The organism is Campylobacter concisus, from assembly GCF_003048595.2.
In the GTDB taxonomy this organism is placed as follows: domain Bacteria; phylum Campylobacterota; class Campylobacteria; order Campylobacterales; family Campylobacteraceae; genus Campylobacter_A; species Campylobacter_A concisus_L.
Genome location: NZ_CP049270.1, coordinates 1,442,572 through 1,458,382, shown reverse-complemented (window position 1 = coordinate 1,458,382; position 15,811 = coordinate 1,442,572). Strand labels below are relative to the sequence as shown.

The following is a 15,811-nucleotide window of genomic DNA, read 5'->3' as shown; positions in this document are numbered from 1 at the left end:
AGCAATTTTAGTATAATGGCCTTAAAAATTATCTAAAATTAAGGATAAATTTTCAAAATGAGTCAAAAAACTATTTTAATAATAACTGATGGTATTGGATTTAATAAAAGCGGTAAATTTAACGCATTTGAGGCGGCTAAAAAGCCAAATTACGAGAAATTTTTTAAAGAAATTCCAAACTCGCTCATAAAGACATCTGGAAACGCTGTGGGACTACCTGAAGGGCAGATGGGAAACAGCGAAGTAGGGCATATGTGTATAGGAAGTGGGCGAGTTTTGTATCAAAATTTGGTCAAAATTTCACGCAGCTTCGCTGATGGCTCGATAGCAGAAAATGAAGCCCTAAAAGCTCTTTTTAAAAAGTGCAAAAAGATTCATATCATAGGGCTTTATAGCGACGGCGGCGTGCACTCACATATGGAGCATTTTGATGGTATGTGCGAGCTTGCCAGCAAAAATGGTTGCGAAGTTTTTGCTCACGCTATCACCGACGGACGCGACGTTAGTCCAAATAGCGGTCTAAATTTCATAAAAAGCTTGGAAGCTAAATTTAAGGTAGCGACCCTTTGTGGAAGATTTTACGCGATGGATAGAGATAAACGCTGGGAACGCGTAAAAGAGGCCTATGATAGCTTGGTAAATGGAGCAAATTTAAGCAGCTTAACGCCAAGTGAGTATCTACAAAAAAACTACGATGAGGGCGTGACAGATGAGTTTGTAAAGCCAGCAAGCTTTAATGGCTTTAGTGGCATAGGCAAAGATGACGGCGTGATCTTTATAAATTTTAGAAATGATAGAGCAAGAGAGATTTGCCAGGCTCTAGGCGAGGAGAAATTTAGCGAGTTTGAGCGACCTTTTGCTATCAAAAATCTAATCACCATGACCGAATACGACGCAAATTTTAATTTTGAAGTGCTATTTAAAAATGAAAAGATAAAAAATACCCTAAGCGAGGTCATAGCAGCAGCTGGTCTAAGGCAGCTTCACACGGCTGAGACTGAAAAATACGCCCACGTAACATTTTTCTTTAATGGCGGCGTCGAGGAGTTAGCTAGCAATGAAACGAGGGTACTAATCCCTAGTCCAAAGGTAAAGACCTATGACGAAAAGCCAGAGATGAGCGCTGCAGAGGTTTGCAAAGCCGTGCTAAAGGGTATGGATGATGAACAAGACTTCATCGTGGTAAATTTCGCAAATGGCGATATGGTAGGGCACACTGGCAACTATGAGGCTGCGATCAAAGCGGTAGGGGCGGTAGATAGGGCTCTTGGAGAAATTTACGCTAAAGCAAAAGAGAAAAACTACGCGATGATCATCACGAGCGATCACGGAAACTGCGAAGAGATGCGCGATAGCAGCGGTGAGCTACTGACAAACCACACGACTTATGATGTCTTTTGTTTTGTGATGGCTGATGGCGTAAAAAAAGTAAAAAATGGCGGTCTAAACAATATCGCCCCTAGTGTTTTAAAGATCATGGGGCTTGAAATTCCAGCTGAGATGGACGAGGCGTTAATATAAAATAATGGAACTAGTCGAGTTTTTTGGAGCTGATAAAGTCATAACCTTCATGCTCCTTTTTGCACGTCTTAGTGGGCTTATTGTATTTTTTCCATTTTTTTCTCACAATCAAATCCCGCTTAGCGTAAAAACTTTGCTAGTTTTTGCCCTTTGTATTGTGCTTTTTCCGCTCTCACACACCCATGAGCATGCTATAAATTTTTTGATCATGGAAATTTTAAGTGAGGCCATACTCGGACTTTGCGCTGGACTTTTGCTAAATATCGTTTTTGCCATACTTCAAATGGCTGGCGAGCAGATATCTATGATTATGGGTTTTTCGATGGCTTCAGTGCTTGATCCGCAAACTGGTACAAATTCGCCAGTGATCGCAAATATTCTAAATTTCATCGCACTTCTTGCATTTTTAATGCTTGATGGGCATCATTTGATATTACAGTTTTATTCCACTTCACTTTCTGCTATACCGCTTGGAGATTTTTATCCAAGAAGCGGTGTGATGAGCTACGCCCTAAAGCTCTTTGGTAATCTTTTTATGTTTGGATTTGTTTTGGCTTTTCCTATTATCGCGCTTTCTATACTTTCAGATGCTATTTTTGGCATGCTTATGAAAACTATGCCACAATTTAACCTATTAGTCGTTGGTTATCCTATTAAGGTAAGTATCGGCTTTTCGGTTTTGATAGCTATTTTAGCTGGCATTATAAAAATCATAACTGATATGATGGTGCAGATTTTAAACGATATGCCAGCACTATTTTTTTAAGTAAATAGCAATGAAATTTATCATAGAATACAGCCTCAAGCTCTTCAAGGAGGGATCATGAAAGTTGCACTTGTAAACAAAAACCCCGCAGTTTCTCGCCTTATAACGTTAAGTTTAAATAAGCTAGGCATAGAATATAGCGAATTTGACGATGTTAATAGTGTTGGAGATCAATTTGATTATATTATCATCGATAGTGATATGGATAGCAGCGATGTTAATTTAAATCAAAAGATAATGTATCTAGCACCTAGAGGCGGTGAAAAGCCAGATTTTGCTGATGTTATGCTTGAAAAGCCCTTTTTACCAACAGAATTTATTAGTTTGTTTGAACAAAACAAAGATACTGACAATGATAAAGAACTTGAACTTGGACTAGATGAGTCTGCAAATTTTAATGACTTTGACGAAAGCAATAAAAACTTTGATGATTTAGAAAATTTTGAGCTTCCAGAAATTGACATGGGTCTTGAAAATTTAGCAAAAGAAGATGATGAAGCAGAGAATTTTGATAATGAGGCTTTAGACGATGAGTTTTTAAAAGAGGAGCTAAGTGAACTAGAGGCCGAGGATTTAAAGGATAAAGATATTAGTTTTGATGAAACAGATACTGAACTTATAGATGATGATATGATAAATGACATAGCTAGCAAATATATGGCTGATTCAGAAGATATAGATAAATCATTAGAGCAAAACAATGAGCCGCCTATGACAAAAGAAGAGCATAGCGATGACTTTGATGAGCTTAGTTCGCTTGTAGATGAGATAGATGATATGGGTGAGAGCGACTTGGCAGATGAAGAGGCTAAAAACGAGCTTGATAAAATGGTCGAGCAAAATTCTCAAAATTTAGAAACTGCCGAGCTTAATGAAGATTTTGTAGATGATATAAGTCAAAGTAAAAAAGAGCTCAGCGAGATCGAGTCTTTGGATAAAGAGCTAAACGAAGAAGCTAGCGAAGATAGCGAAAATTTTGATGAGCTAGAGACTGATTTTGATAGTGATGAAAATTTTGGGCCTGAAAGTAATGAGGCAAATTTGATAGATGAAGCTAGTCAAAATTTAGAGGAAGATATAGATGAAGAATCTACTAAAGAAGCAGAGGAAATTTCTTTGGGCGAAGATATAGACCCCGAAAAAGAGCCAACTAAAGAAGATCATGAAGAAATTTCTGAAGAAGTCCTTGCTCAAGAAGATCTAGGCATGGTAGATGAGGTGTTTGAGGAAGAGAACCTTAAAGAAGAGACGTTAGGTAGCCCAAATTTTGATGTAGCATCTATTGAAGAAATAGATGAAAATACGATGCAAGCAGCATTTGGATTAAATAATGCGCCACAAACTAGCTTATACGATGAAACAAAAATCGATGCTGACTATAAAGAAGAGCTAACTAAAAAGATCACAAAACACGTCCATGAGTCGTTAAATGAAAGCTCGCTAAGAGATGTGCTAAAAGATATGAACATAAAGATAAATATAAGTTTTGAGGAAAAGTAGTTGCAAGGACAAATTTTAGTAGTTTCTGGGCCTAGCGGAAGTGGGAAAAGTACTCTTTTGGGCCGTCTTTTAAAGGAAGAGAAGGATCTTTATTTTTCTATTTCAAGCACAACAAGGGCAAAAAGAGAAGGCGAAGTCGATGGAGTGGATTACTATTTTATAAAAGAAGATGAATTTAAAAGCGGCATAGAAAAGGGTGAATTTTTAGAATGGGCACAGGTGCATAAAAACTATTATGGCACGAGTCTAAAGCCTGTTTTAGCAGCACTTGAGGCTGGAAAGATAGTGATATTTGATATCGATGTGCAAGGCTTTCATATCGCACTTGAAAAATTTAAAAGCTACATAACTTCGGTTTTTATAACAACTGCAAATAAAAAAGAGCTTAAAAAACGCTTGAAAAACCGCGGAACTGATAGCGACGAAACGATAGAAAATCGCCTAATGAACGCGGTTGGCGAGATGGAGCACATCTTAGAATATGATTATTTTTTGGTAAATGATGACATTGAAAAGAGTTATAAAGGCCTAAAATCAATTCTTAGAGCGATGAGGCTAAAAAGCACGAAAATAGACTTAAGACGCGTTATTGATGAGTGGATAGATTGCTAGAAATTCAGGAATTTATGATAACATTTTTAAAAATTTATTGAGGAGAAAAAATGGGTTCTTTTAGTATTGGTCACTGGCTAGTTGTTTTAGCGATTATTGTTTTACTTTTTGGAGCAAAGAAGATCCCAGAACTTGCAAAAGGACTAGGCAAAGGTATAAAGACTTTTAAGGCTGAGATGGAGGATACAACCCCTGAAAAAAGTGAGAAAGTCGAGCATAAAGAAGAGAATGCCGATAGTCAAAAGATAGAAGAAACAACTAAAAACGCATAGGTTTTAGAGTTGAAAAATAAAATAAAAGCTGAAATTTCAAAGGTTTTAGAGCGTGAATTTGTGCTTGAAAAGCCAAAAGATAAAAATTTAGCCCACTATGCTACGCCACTTTTTAGCCTTGCAAAGGAGTTAAGGAAGTCTCCAGCCATGATAGCTAGCGAGTTTGCTGATAAATTTAGTGATAGCAAAATAGTTGAAGCTAGTGCAGTAAATGGCTACTTAAATTTTAAGCTAAAAAGCGAGTTTTTAGATGAAATTTCAAAGCAAATTTTGCTAGACAGCGAAAATTTTGCAAAAGAAGATGTGAAAAAAGATAGCTATTTAATAGAATATATCAGTGCAAATCCAACTGGACCACTTCACATCGGACACGTTAGAGGCGCAGTTTATGGCGATACTTTGGCAAGACTTGGTAAAAGACTTGGCTACGCTATCTCGACAGAATACTATATAAACGATGCAGGTAATCAAATCGATCTACTTGGCACTTCGATATCGCTTGCGGCAAAAGAGCAGCTTTTTAACGAAAGCGTCGTCTATCCAGAGAAATACTACCGAGGCGATTATATTTTATATATTGCCAAACTTGCAAATGAGAAATTTGGCAAGGAAATTTTTTATGATGAGAGTAGAAACCTCGAGCTTGCCGAGTTTGGCAAGGATATCGTGCTTGAGATCATCAAAAAAGACTTGGCTGACGTTGGGATATTTATAGAGAGCTGGGCTAGCGAAAAGGCTCTTTATGACGGCCTAGAGCCAACTATAAACAAACTAAAACGCTCAAATCAAATGTATGAAAAAGATGGCGCAACCTATATCGCTTCGACCACACTTGGCGACGATAACGATAGGGTTGTGGTTAGAAATGACGGCAGGCCAACATATCTAGCCGGCGATATCATCTATCACAACGCGAAATTTGAGAAAAATTTTGATCACTATATAAACATTTGGGGTGCTGACCATCACGGATATATCGCAAGGCTTAAGGCTGCGATAAATTTCCTTGGATACGATGAAAATAAGCTTGAAGTGATACTTATGCAGATGGTTAGTCTGCTAAAAGATGGCAAGCCATACAAGATGAGCAAGCGTGCTGGTAATGCTGTGCTAATGAGCGATATTGTAAGTGAGATCGGCGCTGAGGCGCTTAGATTTATCTTTATAAGCAAGGCAAATACGAGTAGTTTGGAATTTGATGTGGATGAGCTTAAAAAAGAGGATAGCTCAAATCCTATCTTTTACATAAACTACGCTCACGCTAGGATAAATCAAATCTTCGCAAAGGCTGGGAAAAATGTTCAAGATGTAATCAATGCAAACTTCGAATACCTAGACGAAAATGCTAAAAATTTACTTTTTGAAGCGCTAATCTTACCTGAAATTTTAGAGGATGCTTTTATCTCAAGGCAGCTTCAAAAGATCCCAGACTATTTGAAGTCACTAGCTGCTAGTTTTCATAAATTTTATAATGAAAACCGTGTGGTTGGAAATGAAAACGAAGATAGCTTGCTAAAAGTTTTTGCAGTTGTCGCTATCTCGATAAAAACAGCATTTAACATAATGGGAATCACAGCTAAAGATAAGATGTAGGAGAGTTAAAATTTTTGGTAAATTTTTTATTTATATGTTATATTAAGATGTAAATAAGTAAGCCTTTGATCACCTGATTTTATGAGATTTTCTAGTGCGCTTCGCAAGGCTTTTGCGTCACTATTTTCATGGGATAAAAAATTTACTTGACCAAATTTCTTTCTAAGCTTTTCTAGTTCTAGGCTGGTAAAAGCATATTTTTCGCCAAGGATGATCATAGTCCTATCCCTTTATCTTTATTTTAAATTTGCATTATAAAATTCGTCTAATTATACCCAAACGTGCTAATTGCATTTTTAAAAAATAGATTAAGGTTAAAATATGTCTCATAAATTTCTTGCTGTGCTTATTCTAGCGCTCATATGCATCATTTCTTTTGCACTCTCAAACACACTTTTAGCTAAATTTCATACCAGCCCGCTCATCATCTCTATCATTTTAGGCGCCATTTTTGCAAATCTTTTTACCAAACAGACTCAAATTTTAAAAAGTAGTGGCGTCGTAGCGATCGCTGGGAAGCAAATTTTAAGGCTTGGTATCATACTTTTTGGCTTTAACATAAGTCTTGGCGAGATCACAAGTGTCGGCACTCTTGGCGTTATATACGCAGCTTTTATGGTTTTTGCGACCTTTTGCTTTGCGCTTTTTACCGCCAAAGCCTTGGGGCTTAGCAAGGATAGCGCTGTGCTCATTGGCTCAGGGGCTAGCATATGTGGCGCAGCTGCTGTCATGGCTACCCAAAATGAGATAAAAGCAGACGCAAACAAGCTTGCTATCGCCATTTGTACGGTGGTACTTTTTGGGACGATTGGTATGCTTATCTATCCATTTATCGCCAATTTTCTAGCTCTCACGCCGCAACAAACTGGCTTTTTTATCGGCGGCTCACTTCACGAAGTAGCTCATGTAGTGGCAGCCTCAGCAGCATTTGACGGCACAGCAAGCAGCACCGCCGTCATCATAAAAATGCTTCGCGTAATCATGCTTGTGCCATTTTTGTTTTTGCTAAATTTCTTAAATTTAAGCCAAAATAGCGGTGGCTCAAAACTAAAGAGTATTCCATGGTTTGCGCTGTTTTTCCTAGTGGCGATTTGCGTTAGATCTTTGCCATTTTTCCCTGAAAATTTGGTGCAAATTTTAAAGCTGGTTGCTAGCATCTGCCTTTGCATTGCGATGTGTGCTTTGGGATTTGGGATAGATAGAAGCATTTTTAAAGCGACTGGCAAAAAGCCATTTTTGTTAGCATTTTTTATATTTTTATGGCTTATTTGCTCTTCGCTTGTTTTTGTTAAGACTCTTTGCTAGTTTTTAGCTTTTGCAAAAACTCTTCGATGTTGTATTTTGCTCTGTAAGCTGGGCTTAAAAGATGTATCAAAATGTCACCAAGGTCCATCACGATCCAATCAGGCGAGCTCTCAGTCCCTATAAATTTCTCTCCAATAGGTTTAAGCTCCTCTTTTAGATCCTCAGCCAGCGAGTAGGCGTGCCTCTCGCCAAGCGTTGTAGCGATAACTACGGTTTTTACAAAATAATCATCTCCACTCATATCAAACACTTGTATCTCTTCAGCCTTTTTTGCGTCTAAAACCTTAACTATACTTTCGGTGCGCTCTTGCATCGATCTCTCTTGCATTTTGTATCCTTGGTAAAAATTTATAATCTCATCTTTTATCTCGCTAGGCAGCTCATCAAACCCTTTTTGATGCCTGATCTGCGACGAGCTAACATCCACGTGCACGTCCATTTTTTGTAAATTTTGTGGAATTTCTATGTGATTGCGCTTGGCGATCACAAACTGCACTAAGTTTTTTAGCTCCTCGTAGCCGTGCCACTTATCAAGCGTGGCTAGGTGGTCCGCGCCTATTATGAGATAAAATTTTTCTATCTTGAATTTCTCATACAAATACTTGACCGTCTCTATGGTAGGCACCGGGCGAGCTAAATTTATCTCATAGTCTGATATCTCAACTTTCTCTAGTCTGCCCCAAATTTCTCTTATCCACTTTATGCGAAGTTCTGGTGGAGCTGAAAATTCGCTCTTAAAGGGACTTATAAAAGTTGGCATGATGATGAGCTTGTCGATATCTAGGCCGCTTAGTGCCATTTTCACAATACTATCATGTCCTAAATGAACCGGATCAAAGCTCCCGCCAAAAAGTGCTAACTTCATCTATTAAAGTGCCTTGTTTATATTTGTTTTAAAATTCTTTTTTGTAGAATTAGGCGTAATTATATCAAAAGGAGCTAAGATGTCAGTTAAAGTAGCAATAAACGGCTTCGGGCGTATCGGCAGGTGCGCTGCTCGTATTATTTTAGAGCGAAACGACGTTGAGCTTGTCGCTATCAACGACACGGCGACGCGCGACATGACGCGCTATCTGCTCAAATACGACAGCGTACACGGCGAATTTAAGCAAGACGTTAAGGTGATAAACGATGATTTTATAGAAGTAAACGGCAAAAAGATAAGAGTTTTTTCAACAAGGGATCTAAACGAGCTTAGCTACGCAGATTACGGCGCAGACGTGGTTTTGGAGTGTACGGGTAAGTTTTTGACCACTGAAAAATGTGAGCCATATCTTGCTCGCGGCATCAAAAAAGTCGTCATGAGCGCTCCGGCAAAAGACGACACGGCTACGTTTGTAGTCGGCGTAAACGACGATAAATACGCAGGCGAAGCGATCGTCTCAAATGCAAGCTGCACCACAAACGGCCTAGCTCCAGTGGCAAAGGTGCTAAACGATAAATTCGGCATCGTAAAAGGGCTCATGACCACGATCCATGCCTACACCAACGGTCAGAGCCTAGTCGACGTAAAGGCTAAAGACTTCCGCCGCTCGCGCGCTGCGGCCCTAAATATCGGGCCTACAACTACCGGAGCCGCAAAGGCGATCGCAAAAGTACTTCCCGAGCTAAGCGGCAAGATGCACGGACAAAGCGTGCGCGTACCGGTCGCTAACGTCTCTATGGTCGATCTAACAGCGGTTTTAAAAAGACCTGCTAGCAAAGAGGAGATAAACGAGGCGTTTAGAGCGGCTGCGGAGTCAAATTTAAAGGGCATTTTATTTGTCGATGACGATTACAGAGTTAGCAGCGACTTTTGCACGAGCGCATACAGCAGTATCGTAGCGAGCGACACTACGCAGGTCATCGCTGATGATATGGTGAAGGTCTTTGCGTGGTACGATAATGAGTGGGGCTACTCAACAAGGCTTGTAGATCTTGCTAAGATCGTGGCTACAAAGTAAATTTAAAGGGTGAAAAATGAGTGAAATTTTATCGATAAACGACCTTGAGCTTAACGGCGCAAAAGTCTTTATAAGGTGCGATTTTAACGTGCCGATGGACGAGTTTTTAAACATCACCGACGACCGCCGTATCCGCTCGGCGATCCCTACTATCCGCTACTGCCTAGATAACGGCTGCAGCGTGGTTTTGGCTAGTCACTTGGGGCGACCTAAAAACGGCTTTGAGGAGAAATTTTCGCTACGAGGCGTGGCAAAGAGGCTTTCAAGGCTGCTTGATAGAGACGTGATATTTGCCGAGGACGTCGTCGGCGCGGATGCTAAAGCTAAAGTCGCCGCGCTAAAACCGGGCGAAATTTTACTTCTTGAAAATTTGCGCTTTGAAAAGGGCGAAACCAAAAACGACGAGGCGTTAGCCGCCGAGCTCGCTAAATACGGCGAATTTTACATAAACGACGCGTTTGGCGTTTGTCACAGAGCTCACAGCTCGGTCGAGGCGATCACTAAATTTTACGACGAGAAGCACAAAGCGGCGGGATTTTTGCTACAAAAAGAGATAAATTTCGCTCAAAATCTCATCAAACACCCGGCACGTCCGTTTGTGGCGGTCGTGGGCGGTAGTAAGGTTAGCGGCAAGCTACAAGCCCTGCACAACCTGCTTCCGCGCGTGGATAAGCTGATAATCGGCGGCGGTATGGCGTTTACGTTTTTAAAATCAATGGGTGAAAATATCGGAAATTCGCTGCTCGAAGAGGATCTCATCGAGGACGCGCGCGAAATTTTACGCAAGGGCAGGGAGCTCGGCGTTAAAATTTACCTGCCAGTAGACGTCGTCGCGGCTCAGACCTTTTCGGCCGAAAGCGCCGTGAAATTTGTCCCTGCCCAAGAAATACCTAGCGGCTGGATGGGGCTAGATATCGGACCGGCGTCGATTAGGCTCTTTAAAGAGGTCATCGCCGACGCGCAAACCATCTGGTGGAACGGGCCGATGGGCGTTTTTGAGATGGATAAATTTAGCAAAGGTAGCATCAAAATGAGCCACGCTATCATCGACACTCACGCGACTACGGTCGTTGGCGGTGGCGATACGGCCGACGTCGTCGAGCGCGCGGGAGACGCCGACGAGATGACCTTTATCTCCACGGGCGGAGGTGCTAGCTTGGAGCTTATCGAGGGCAAGGAGCTACCTGGCATAAAACCGCTTAGAAAGGCTGCGGAGTGAGGTTTTTAGCAAATTTGAAGTGCAATCACACGAGAGCTAGCTTTGCTAAATACGCTGAAATTTTAGACGCAAATTTAAGCGCAAACGACGACGTGACGGTATTCCCCCCGTTTAGCGCGCTTGATGGCGCGGCTCATAAATTTAAACTCGGCGCGCAAAATTTCTACCCATGCGAAAGCGGCGCTCACACCGGAGAGATCGGTAAGGCGATGCTGGACGAGTTTGGCGTAAAAAGCGTGCTGATCGGGCACTCCGAACGACGCGAGCTTGGCGAGAGTGAGGAGCTTTTGCGAGCTAAATTTGATTTTGCCGTAAAGGCGGGCTGGCAGATCGTCTACTGCATTGGCGAAAATTTGAGCGTGAACGAAGCTGGCGGCACGAAGGAGTTTTTGGCGGAACAGCTAAAAAATATCGACCTTGGCTACGAGCGGCTGCTGATCGCCTACGAGCCCGTGTGGGCGATAGGTACGGGCAAGAGTGCGAATGCGGAGCAGATTGAAGGAGTTTTAAATTTCATCCGCGAGCAGACGAGCGCGCCGCTACTTTACGGCGGAAGCGTAAATGTCGCAAATATCGGCGGGATAGCGAGTATTGCGAGTTGCGATGGGGTGTTAGTGGGTACGGCAAGCTGGGACGCCTCAAAGTTTTTAGAGCTTATACGCGCCCACTCGCATCGCTATACTTCGTTGTCTTAAAATTTTGCTCGGTCATTACCTATATGGTAACTCCCGTCGCAAAATTTTAAGCCGCCTAGTCTAGCTTCGCGATACTGCCGCTATCAAATTTGGTGTTTTATTGAATTTTGTAAATTTATAAATTTCAAATTGCGAAGGATTTTGAGTTGATTTTTGTGGCTTTGCAGTTAAAATTTGTGTAGGTTATACGGATGGTCTGCCAAGCAAAATTTTAACAAAATTACCAAAAAGCGCTCAAAAGCCAAGCAAATTTTAAAGGAGAAATAATGATTTTAAAAGGAAAAAAGGGCCTTATCGTCGGCGTTGCTAATGCTAAATCAATAGCTTACGGCATCGCAAAAGCTTGTTACGATCAAGGTGCGCAAATGGCGTTTACATATCTAAATGACGCTCTTAAAAAGCGCGTAGAGCCAATCGCGGAGGAGTTTGGGAGCAAATTCGTCTATGAGCTTGACGTAAACAACCCAGCTCACCTTGACGGTCTTGCGGATCGTATCAAAGCAGACCTTGGCGAGATAGATTTCGTCGTGCATGCAGTGGCTTACGCACCAAAAGAAGCGCTAGAAGGCGAGTTTGTAAATACGACAAAAGAGGCATTTGATATAGCGATGGGCACTAGTGTTTATTCGCTACTAAGCCTTACTCGCGCGGTTTTGCCAGTGCTAAAAGAGGGCGGTTCGGTGCTAACTCTTACATACCTTGGCGGACCAAAATTTGTGCCACACTACAACGTAATGGGCGTTGCCAAAGCAGCACTTGAGAGCTCAGTTCGCTACCTAGCACATGACCTTGGCGCTAAAAACATCCGTGTAAATGCGATCAGTGCAGGTCCTATCAAAACACTTGCCGCAAGCGGAATAGGCGACTTTAGGATGATTTTACGCTACAACGAAGTAAATAGCCCGCTAAAACGCAACGTTACTACCGAAGACGTCGGTAACAGCGCGATGTATCTGCTTAGCGACCTAGCTAGCGGCGTAACAGGCGAGGTTCACTACGTAGACTGCGGCTACAACATCATGGGCATGGGCGATGTGGCTACCGACGCCGAAGGCAACACGATCCTAGCTTGGGATGCAAAATAATCCTCTAATACAAATTTGGCGGGGTGACTCGCCAAAATCTTCTTTTAAATTTAATCAAATTTATCGCAAGAATTCGCAATGAGAGCTTTAGATGAGCTTATAGATGCAAATGAGCCAGGCTTGGGAGCTTGGTCGAAGAACGGCTAAATAAGCTAAAAATGGGTGAAATTTTACTGCGTGATGAGAGCAGGGCGCAAAGCGAGCTTTTAGGGCTTCAGGTAGCTACTTGCTCACCGATGGGAGCGCTTGTTTATGGGTGCGGTGGCATCGTGATGGATGAAGGTTGGCTGTGTATGCTTGGCTCAGGATGCGAGCAGATGAAGTATGGAATTTATAGATTTAATCTTGAAAGAGCTTTAGTGAAGAAGAGCATATGCCTAGCAACTTACTCGTGACAAACGTTATTTTGGATAAATTTTTCTTGCTAAATGGCGTCGCCTTTGGTGGCAAAGCTGGCAACGTCTTTTACTGCGTGCCAGACAAGCGGCAAATGGGAAGATGCGCAGCTTAGCTACTTGCGGTTTTTACTTAGCGCTTTGTGGGGAAATATCGAAATTTTATGAGCTTTACCACTGGGATGACTGGCGTGAAGATGTGAAAAATTTTAGCCTTGATAGGATGATATTTGTACTACTGCCGATACTTTGGCAAGACACCAACATAAGTCTAAGGCTAAAAGATATGAAAAAAGATATTATTTGCATGAATGAATATTTCAATTTTGCCTTCAAGGGGCGTCTAATAAATTTATATGATGCTTCCATTAGATCCAAGAGTTTCGCTCTACCTTATTTAAAATTTATAAAATTTTTTCATAATCTACTTAAGAGTGTTTATAAAAACAATTCTGAGCGCTAAAAAAGTAAAAATTTATTTTTAAATTTCTTAAGCCTCTCTTGATAAAAAAATTATCTACAAAAATTTAAGAATTTTTTTATACTTATAATAATTTTTCTATTAAAAAAATTAACCTTATTTATTACTTTGATAAAATTATTTAATTTAGCTGTTTATCTCGATATTTAATTAATTTATTAGATAATTAAAATTTAAAAATAGTTTATATTTTTACCAAAAAACTCAAAAATTTATCCAAAATTTATACTTAAAATTATAATATTCAATCTCAAAATTATGCCATAAAATTGAAATAGTAATTTTAATAACCAAAATAGGAGGAAATATGAGATTTAAAAGCTTATTTAAACTCTCTCTTGCAGCAAGCATAGCAGTTTGTGCAAATGGGGCAGACGAGAGCGTATTAAGCGGAGTTGAGGTAACAAGTAGCAGTGGCGGATATGGCGTTGATGACATCAAAATTTCAACCAGAAATGCTGGCCTAGCAAAAGACGTGATGAGAGACATCCCTGGCGTTTATGTGGGCGGCACAAACGGCATGAACCAAAAAATTTACATGAGAGGCGTTAGCGACCGCGGTCTAAATATCACGATAGATGGTGCTAAACAAAACGGAAATACATTTCACCACAACGCTGACTTACTAATCGATCCAGATCTTATAAAAGCCGTTGATGTCGAAGTTGGCTCAAGGTCAGTAGTAAATGGCTCAGGCGCACTTGGTGGCTCGGTCGCCTTTAAAACGGTTGACGCAAAAGACTTGCTAGAAAGTGGTGAGATCATCGGTGCAAAGATAAAGACAGGCTACGCCTCAAATAACAGCGAATTTTCTCAAGGTCTTATGCTCTTTACGGCTCCAGTTGATGGGCTCGACTTTATAGCCGCTATTAATCACAAGGGCTACGACTACGGCAAAAGCGGTAATAAAAGAAAGATAGGCGGTGACGGAAATGACCTTAGCTATCTTTTAAAGCTTGGGTACAGCTTCCTTGATGCGCATAGAATTTCTATTTCAAGAGAGCACAATGAATTTAAGGGCATGTATCCTATGAGAGCCGAGTTTGGCAGCTGGTACACTGGTCAATTTCCTGTTGATAACCGAAAATATGAACGTGATACTACAACGCTAAAATATGAGTACAAACCAAGTGATCTTCTAAATTTAGATGTAACAGTATACAACACCGAGCACAAAAAAGATGACCCAGTCTTAAAAATTTTAGGCGTAAAGACAAACGGCATAAATGCAAAGGCTAAGAGTATAGTCGAGACCGGCGCTTTGACGCAGACATTTAGATATGGTGCTGAGTTTTACCAAAGTAAAAATTTTAACAAGCCAAATAATCACTATCCTGAAAAGGTAAATAACTACTCAATCTATGCAGAAGATGCGCTAAATTTTAGTTCGTTAACTGTTACTCCAGGCATCAGATACACTCGTCATGAGCTAAAAAGTTACGACGGCAGAGCCGGAAATGTAAAGAGTTATACCTATAAATTTAACGAATTTACCCCAGCGCTTGCGCTTGACTATGAGATCCTTAAAGGGCTACATGCGTTTGCAAGCTATGCGAGGGTCTTTAGAGGACCTGACGTCATGGAGTCTATGATGGCAGGCGGAAGCAGAAGCTGGGAAGCTAACAAAGATCTGAAACCTACAACTGGCAATAGCTATGAAACTGGCCTTAAATACCATGGGGATATAAGTGAAGCTAGCTCATACAGCCTCTCTGCAAAATACTTCATGACAAAATATAAAAATTTAATAGTCGATAACAACGCAGCAGGTGGTAGAACAAATCCGATCATGACTAGAAAAAACGCTGGTGGTGCTGATATAAGTGGCGTTGAGCTACTTGCAAGGCTAAATTTAGACGCACTAAGCCTAGCTGCTAGCTACACTCATCAAAATGTAAAATATAAAGATAGGGTTGCTAAAAGTGCCACTAGTTACTATACCTCAAACGTCATTGGCTACCGCGATCAGGGCGACAAATATACATTTAATGCAGAGTATGCATTTTCTAGCATTGATACGCTAATAGGCTACAACCTAATCTACTTCGCTTCAAAAAATACCATATCAGCTAGCGATAATGAAAATGCCAAGATACCAAGCTATGCAGTTAGCGATATCTACGCTAGCTATACGCCAAGTAGCGGTAAATTTAAAGGACTTGAGATAAATGCTGGAATTTACAACCTCTTTAATAAAACTTATGCTTCGCAGTCTCAAAGAATGGCTGATTATACAGGCAATCCAGACTATGTAGACTGGGAGCCGGGTAGAAATTTCAAAGTAAACGTATCTTATAAATTTTAACTTCAAGGCAAGGTGAAAGCCTTGCCAAATTTCTCTTTTATATAAAAATTCTAGCTTTTTTCACCATGCTGTTTGTTTTAAAATTAATATAGTATCATTTTGGCGACTAAACTTTTTTG

17 protein-coding genes are annotated in these 15,811 nt (G+C 40.7%); 15 read left to right on the top strand and 2 right to left on the bottom strand.

Annotation, left to right across the window (positions count from 1 at the left end; translation table 11 throughout):
* Positions 1–57: 57 nt before the first annotated feature.
* Genes gpmI through argS form a run of 6 tightly spaced genes read left to right on the top strand, consistent with a single transcriptional unit; the run spans position 58 to position 6,264 of the window.
* Positions 58–1,521, top strand: coding sequence for a 2,3-bisphosphoglycerate-independent phosphoglycerate mutase (gpmI, locus tag CVT15_RS07335; protein ID WP_107898043.1), 1,464 nt, complete (start codon positions 58–60; stop codon positions 1,519–1,521).
* A gap of 4 nt (positions 1,522–1,525) precedes the next feature.
* On the top strand, positions 1,526–2,287 hold the full coding sequence (fliR, locus tag CVT15_RS07330; RefSeq protein ID WP_103576409.1) for a flagellar biosynthetic protein FliR: 762 nt from the start codon (positions 1,526–1,528) through the stop codon (positions 2,285–2,287).
* 57 nt (positions 2,288–2,344) lie between these two features.
* Positions 2,345–3,787: a Highly acidic protein gene (locus CVT15_RS07325; protein ID WP_103576408.1), complete on the top strand. Its 1,443-nt coding sequence runs from the start codon at positions 2,345–2,347 to the stop codon at positions 3,785–3,787.
* Positions 3,788–4,399, top strand: coding sequence for a guanylate kinase (gene gmk / locus CVT15_RS07320; protein WP_084041149.1), 612 nt, complete (start codon positions 3,788–3,790; stop codon positions 4,397–4,399).
* A gap of 50 nt (positions 4,400–4,449) precedes the next feature.
* Positions 4,450–4,671 (top strand): twin-arginine translocase TatA/TatE family subunit, encoded by a 222-nt coding sequence (gene tatA, locus CVT15_RS07315; protein ID WP_021091616.1) that lies wholly within the window; start codon positions 4,450–4,452, stop codon positions 4,669–4,671.
* A gap of 9 nt (positions 4,672–4,680) precedes the next feature.
* Positions 4,681–6,264 (top strand): arginine--tRNA ligase, encoded by a 1,584-nt coding sequence (gene argS, locus CVT15_RS07310; RefSeq protein WP_103576407.1) that lies wholly within the window; start codon positions 4,681–4,683, stop codon positions 6,262–6,264.
* A 26-nt stretch (positions 6,265–6,290) separates the two neighbouring features.
* Here the strand turns inward: argS and CVT15_RS07305 are convergent, their stop codons facing one another.
* The gene (locus tag CVT15_RS07305; protein WP_230853914.1) at positions 6,291–6,482 is read right to left on the bottom strand and encodes a hypothetical protein; all 192 of its coding nucleotides are present in this window, start codon (positions 6,480–6,482) and stop codon (positions 6,291–6,293) included.
* Positions 6,483–6,585: 103 nt separating this feature from the next.
* Between CVT15_RS07305 and CVT15_RS07300 the strand changes: the two genes are divergently transcribed.
* Positions 6,586–7,569, top strand: a complete 984-nt coding sequence (locus CVT15_RS07300; protein WP_103576406.1) for a YeiH family protein — start codon at positions 6,586–6,588, stop codon at positions 7,567–7,569.
* Here CVT15_RS07300 and nadD read toward each other — a convergent pair.
* Positions 7,553–8,434: a nicotinate (nicotinamide) nucleotide adenylyltransferase gene (nadD, locus tag CVT15_RS07295; RefSeq protein WP_103576405.1), complete on the bottom strand. Its 882-nt coding sequence runs from the start codon at positions 8,432–8,434 to the stop codon at positions 7,553–7,555. The two genes, CVT15_RS07300 and nadD, sit on opposite strands and share 17 nt — an antisense overlap.
* A gap of 79 nt (positions 8,435–8,513) precedes the next feature.
* Between nadD and gap the strand changes: the two genes are divergently transcribed.
* The 8 genes from gap (at position 8,514) to CVT15_RS07265 (ending at position 15,692) form a co-directional block, all read left to right on the top strand.
* Positions 8,514–9,512 carry a type I glyceraldehyde-3-phosphate dehydrogenase gene (gene gap / locus CVT15_RS07290; protein ID WP_103576404.1) on the top strand — a complete coding sequence of 333 codons (999 nt, stop codon included), beginning with the start codon at positions 8,514–8,516 and terminating at the stop codon, positions 9,510–9,512.
* 16 nt (positions 9,513–9,528) lie between these two features.
* On the top strand, positions 9,529–10,731 hold the full coding sequence (locus CVT15_RS07285; protein ID WP_103576403.1) for a phosphoglycerate kinase: 1,203 nt from the start codon (positions 9,529–9,531) through the stop codon (positions 10,729–10,731).
* A complete protein-coding gene (locus CVT15_RS07280) occupies positions 10,728–11,426 on the top strand; it encodes a triose-phosphate isomerase (RefSeq protein ID WP_103576402.1) in 699 nt (232 codons plus the stop codon). The genes CVT15_RS07285 and CVT15_RS07280 overlap by 4 nt, the downstream gene beginning before the upstream one ends.
* Before the next feature lie 266 nt (positions 11,427–11,692).
* On the top strand, positions 11,693–12,511 hold the full coding sequence (gene fabI, locus CVT15_RS07275) for an enoyl-ACP reductase FabI (protein WP_103576401.1): 819 nt from the start codon (positions 11,693–11,695) through the stop codon (positions 12,509–12,511).
* Positions 12,512–12,639: 128 nt separating this feature from the next.
* Positions 12,640–12,906, top strand: a complete 267-nt coding sequence (locus CVT15_RS10050) for a DUF2625 family protein (protein ID WP_230853913.1) — start codon at positions 12,640–12,642, stop codon at positions 12,904–12,906.
* Positions 12,885–13,022 (top strand): hypothetical protein, encoded by a 138-nt coding sequence (locus tag CVT15_RS10045; protein WP_230853912.1) that lies wholly within the window; start codon positions 12,885–12,887, stop codon positions 13,020–13,022. The genes CVT15_RS10050 and CVT15_RS10045 overlap by 22 nt, the downstream gene beginning before the upstream one ends.
* Positions 13,010–13,369: a DUF2625 family protein gene (locus CVT15_RS10040; RefSeq protein ID WP_230853911.1), complete on the top strand. Its 360-nt coding sequence runs from the start codon at positions 13,010–13,012 to the stop codon at positions 13,367–13,369. The genes CVT15_RS10045 and CVT15_RS10040 overlap by 13 nt, the downstream gene beginning before the upstream one ends.
* Positions 13,370–13,694: 325 nt before the next feature.
* Positions 13,695–15,692 carry a TonB-dependent receptor domain-containing protein gene (locus tag CVT15_RS07265; RefSeq protein ID WP_103576921.1) on the top strand — a complete coding sequence of 666 codons (1,998 nt, stop codon included), beginning with the start codon at positions 13,695–13,697 and terminating at the stop codon, positions 15,690–15,692.
* The last annotated feature ends 119 nt before the right edge of the window (positions 15,693–15,811 follow it).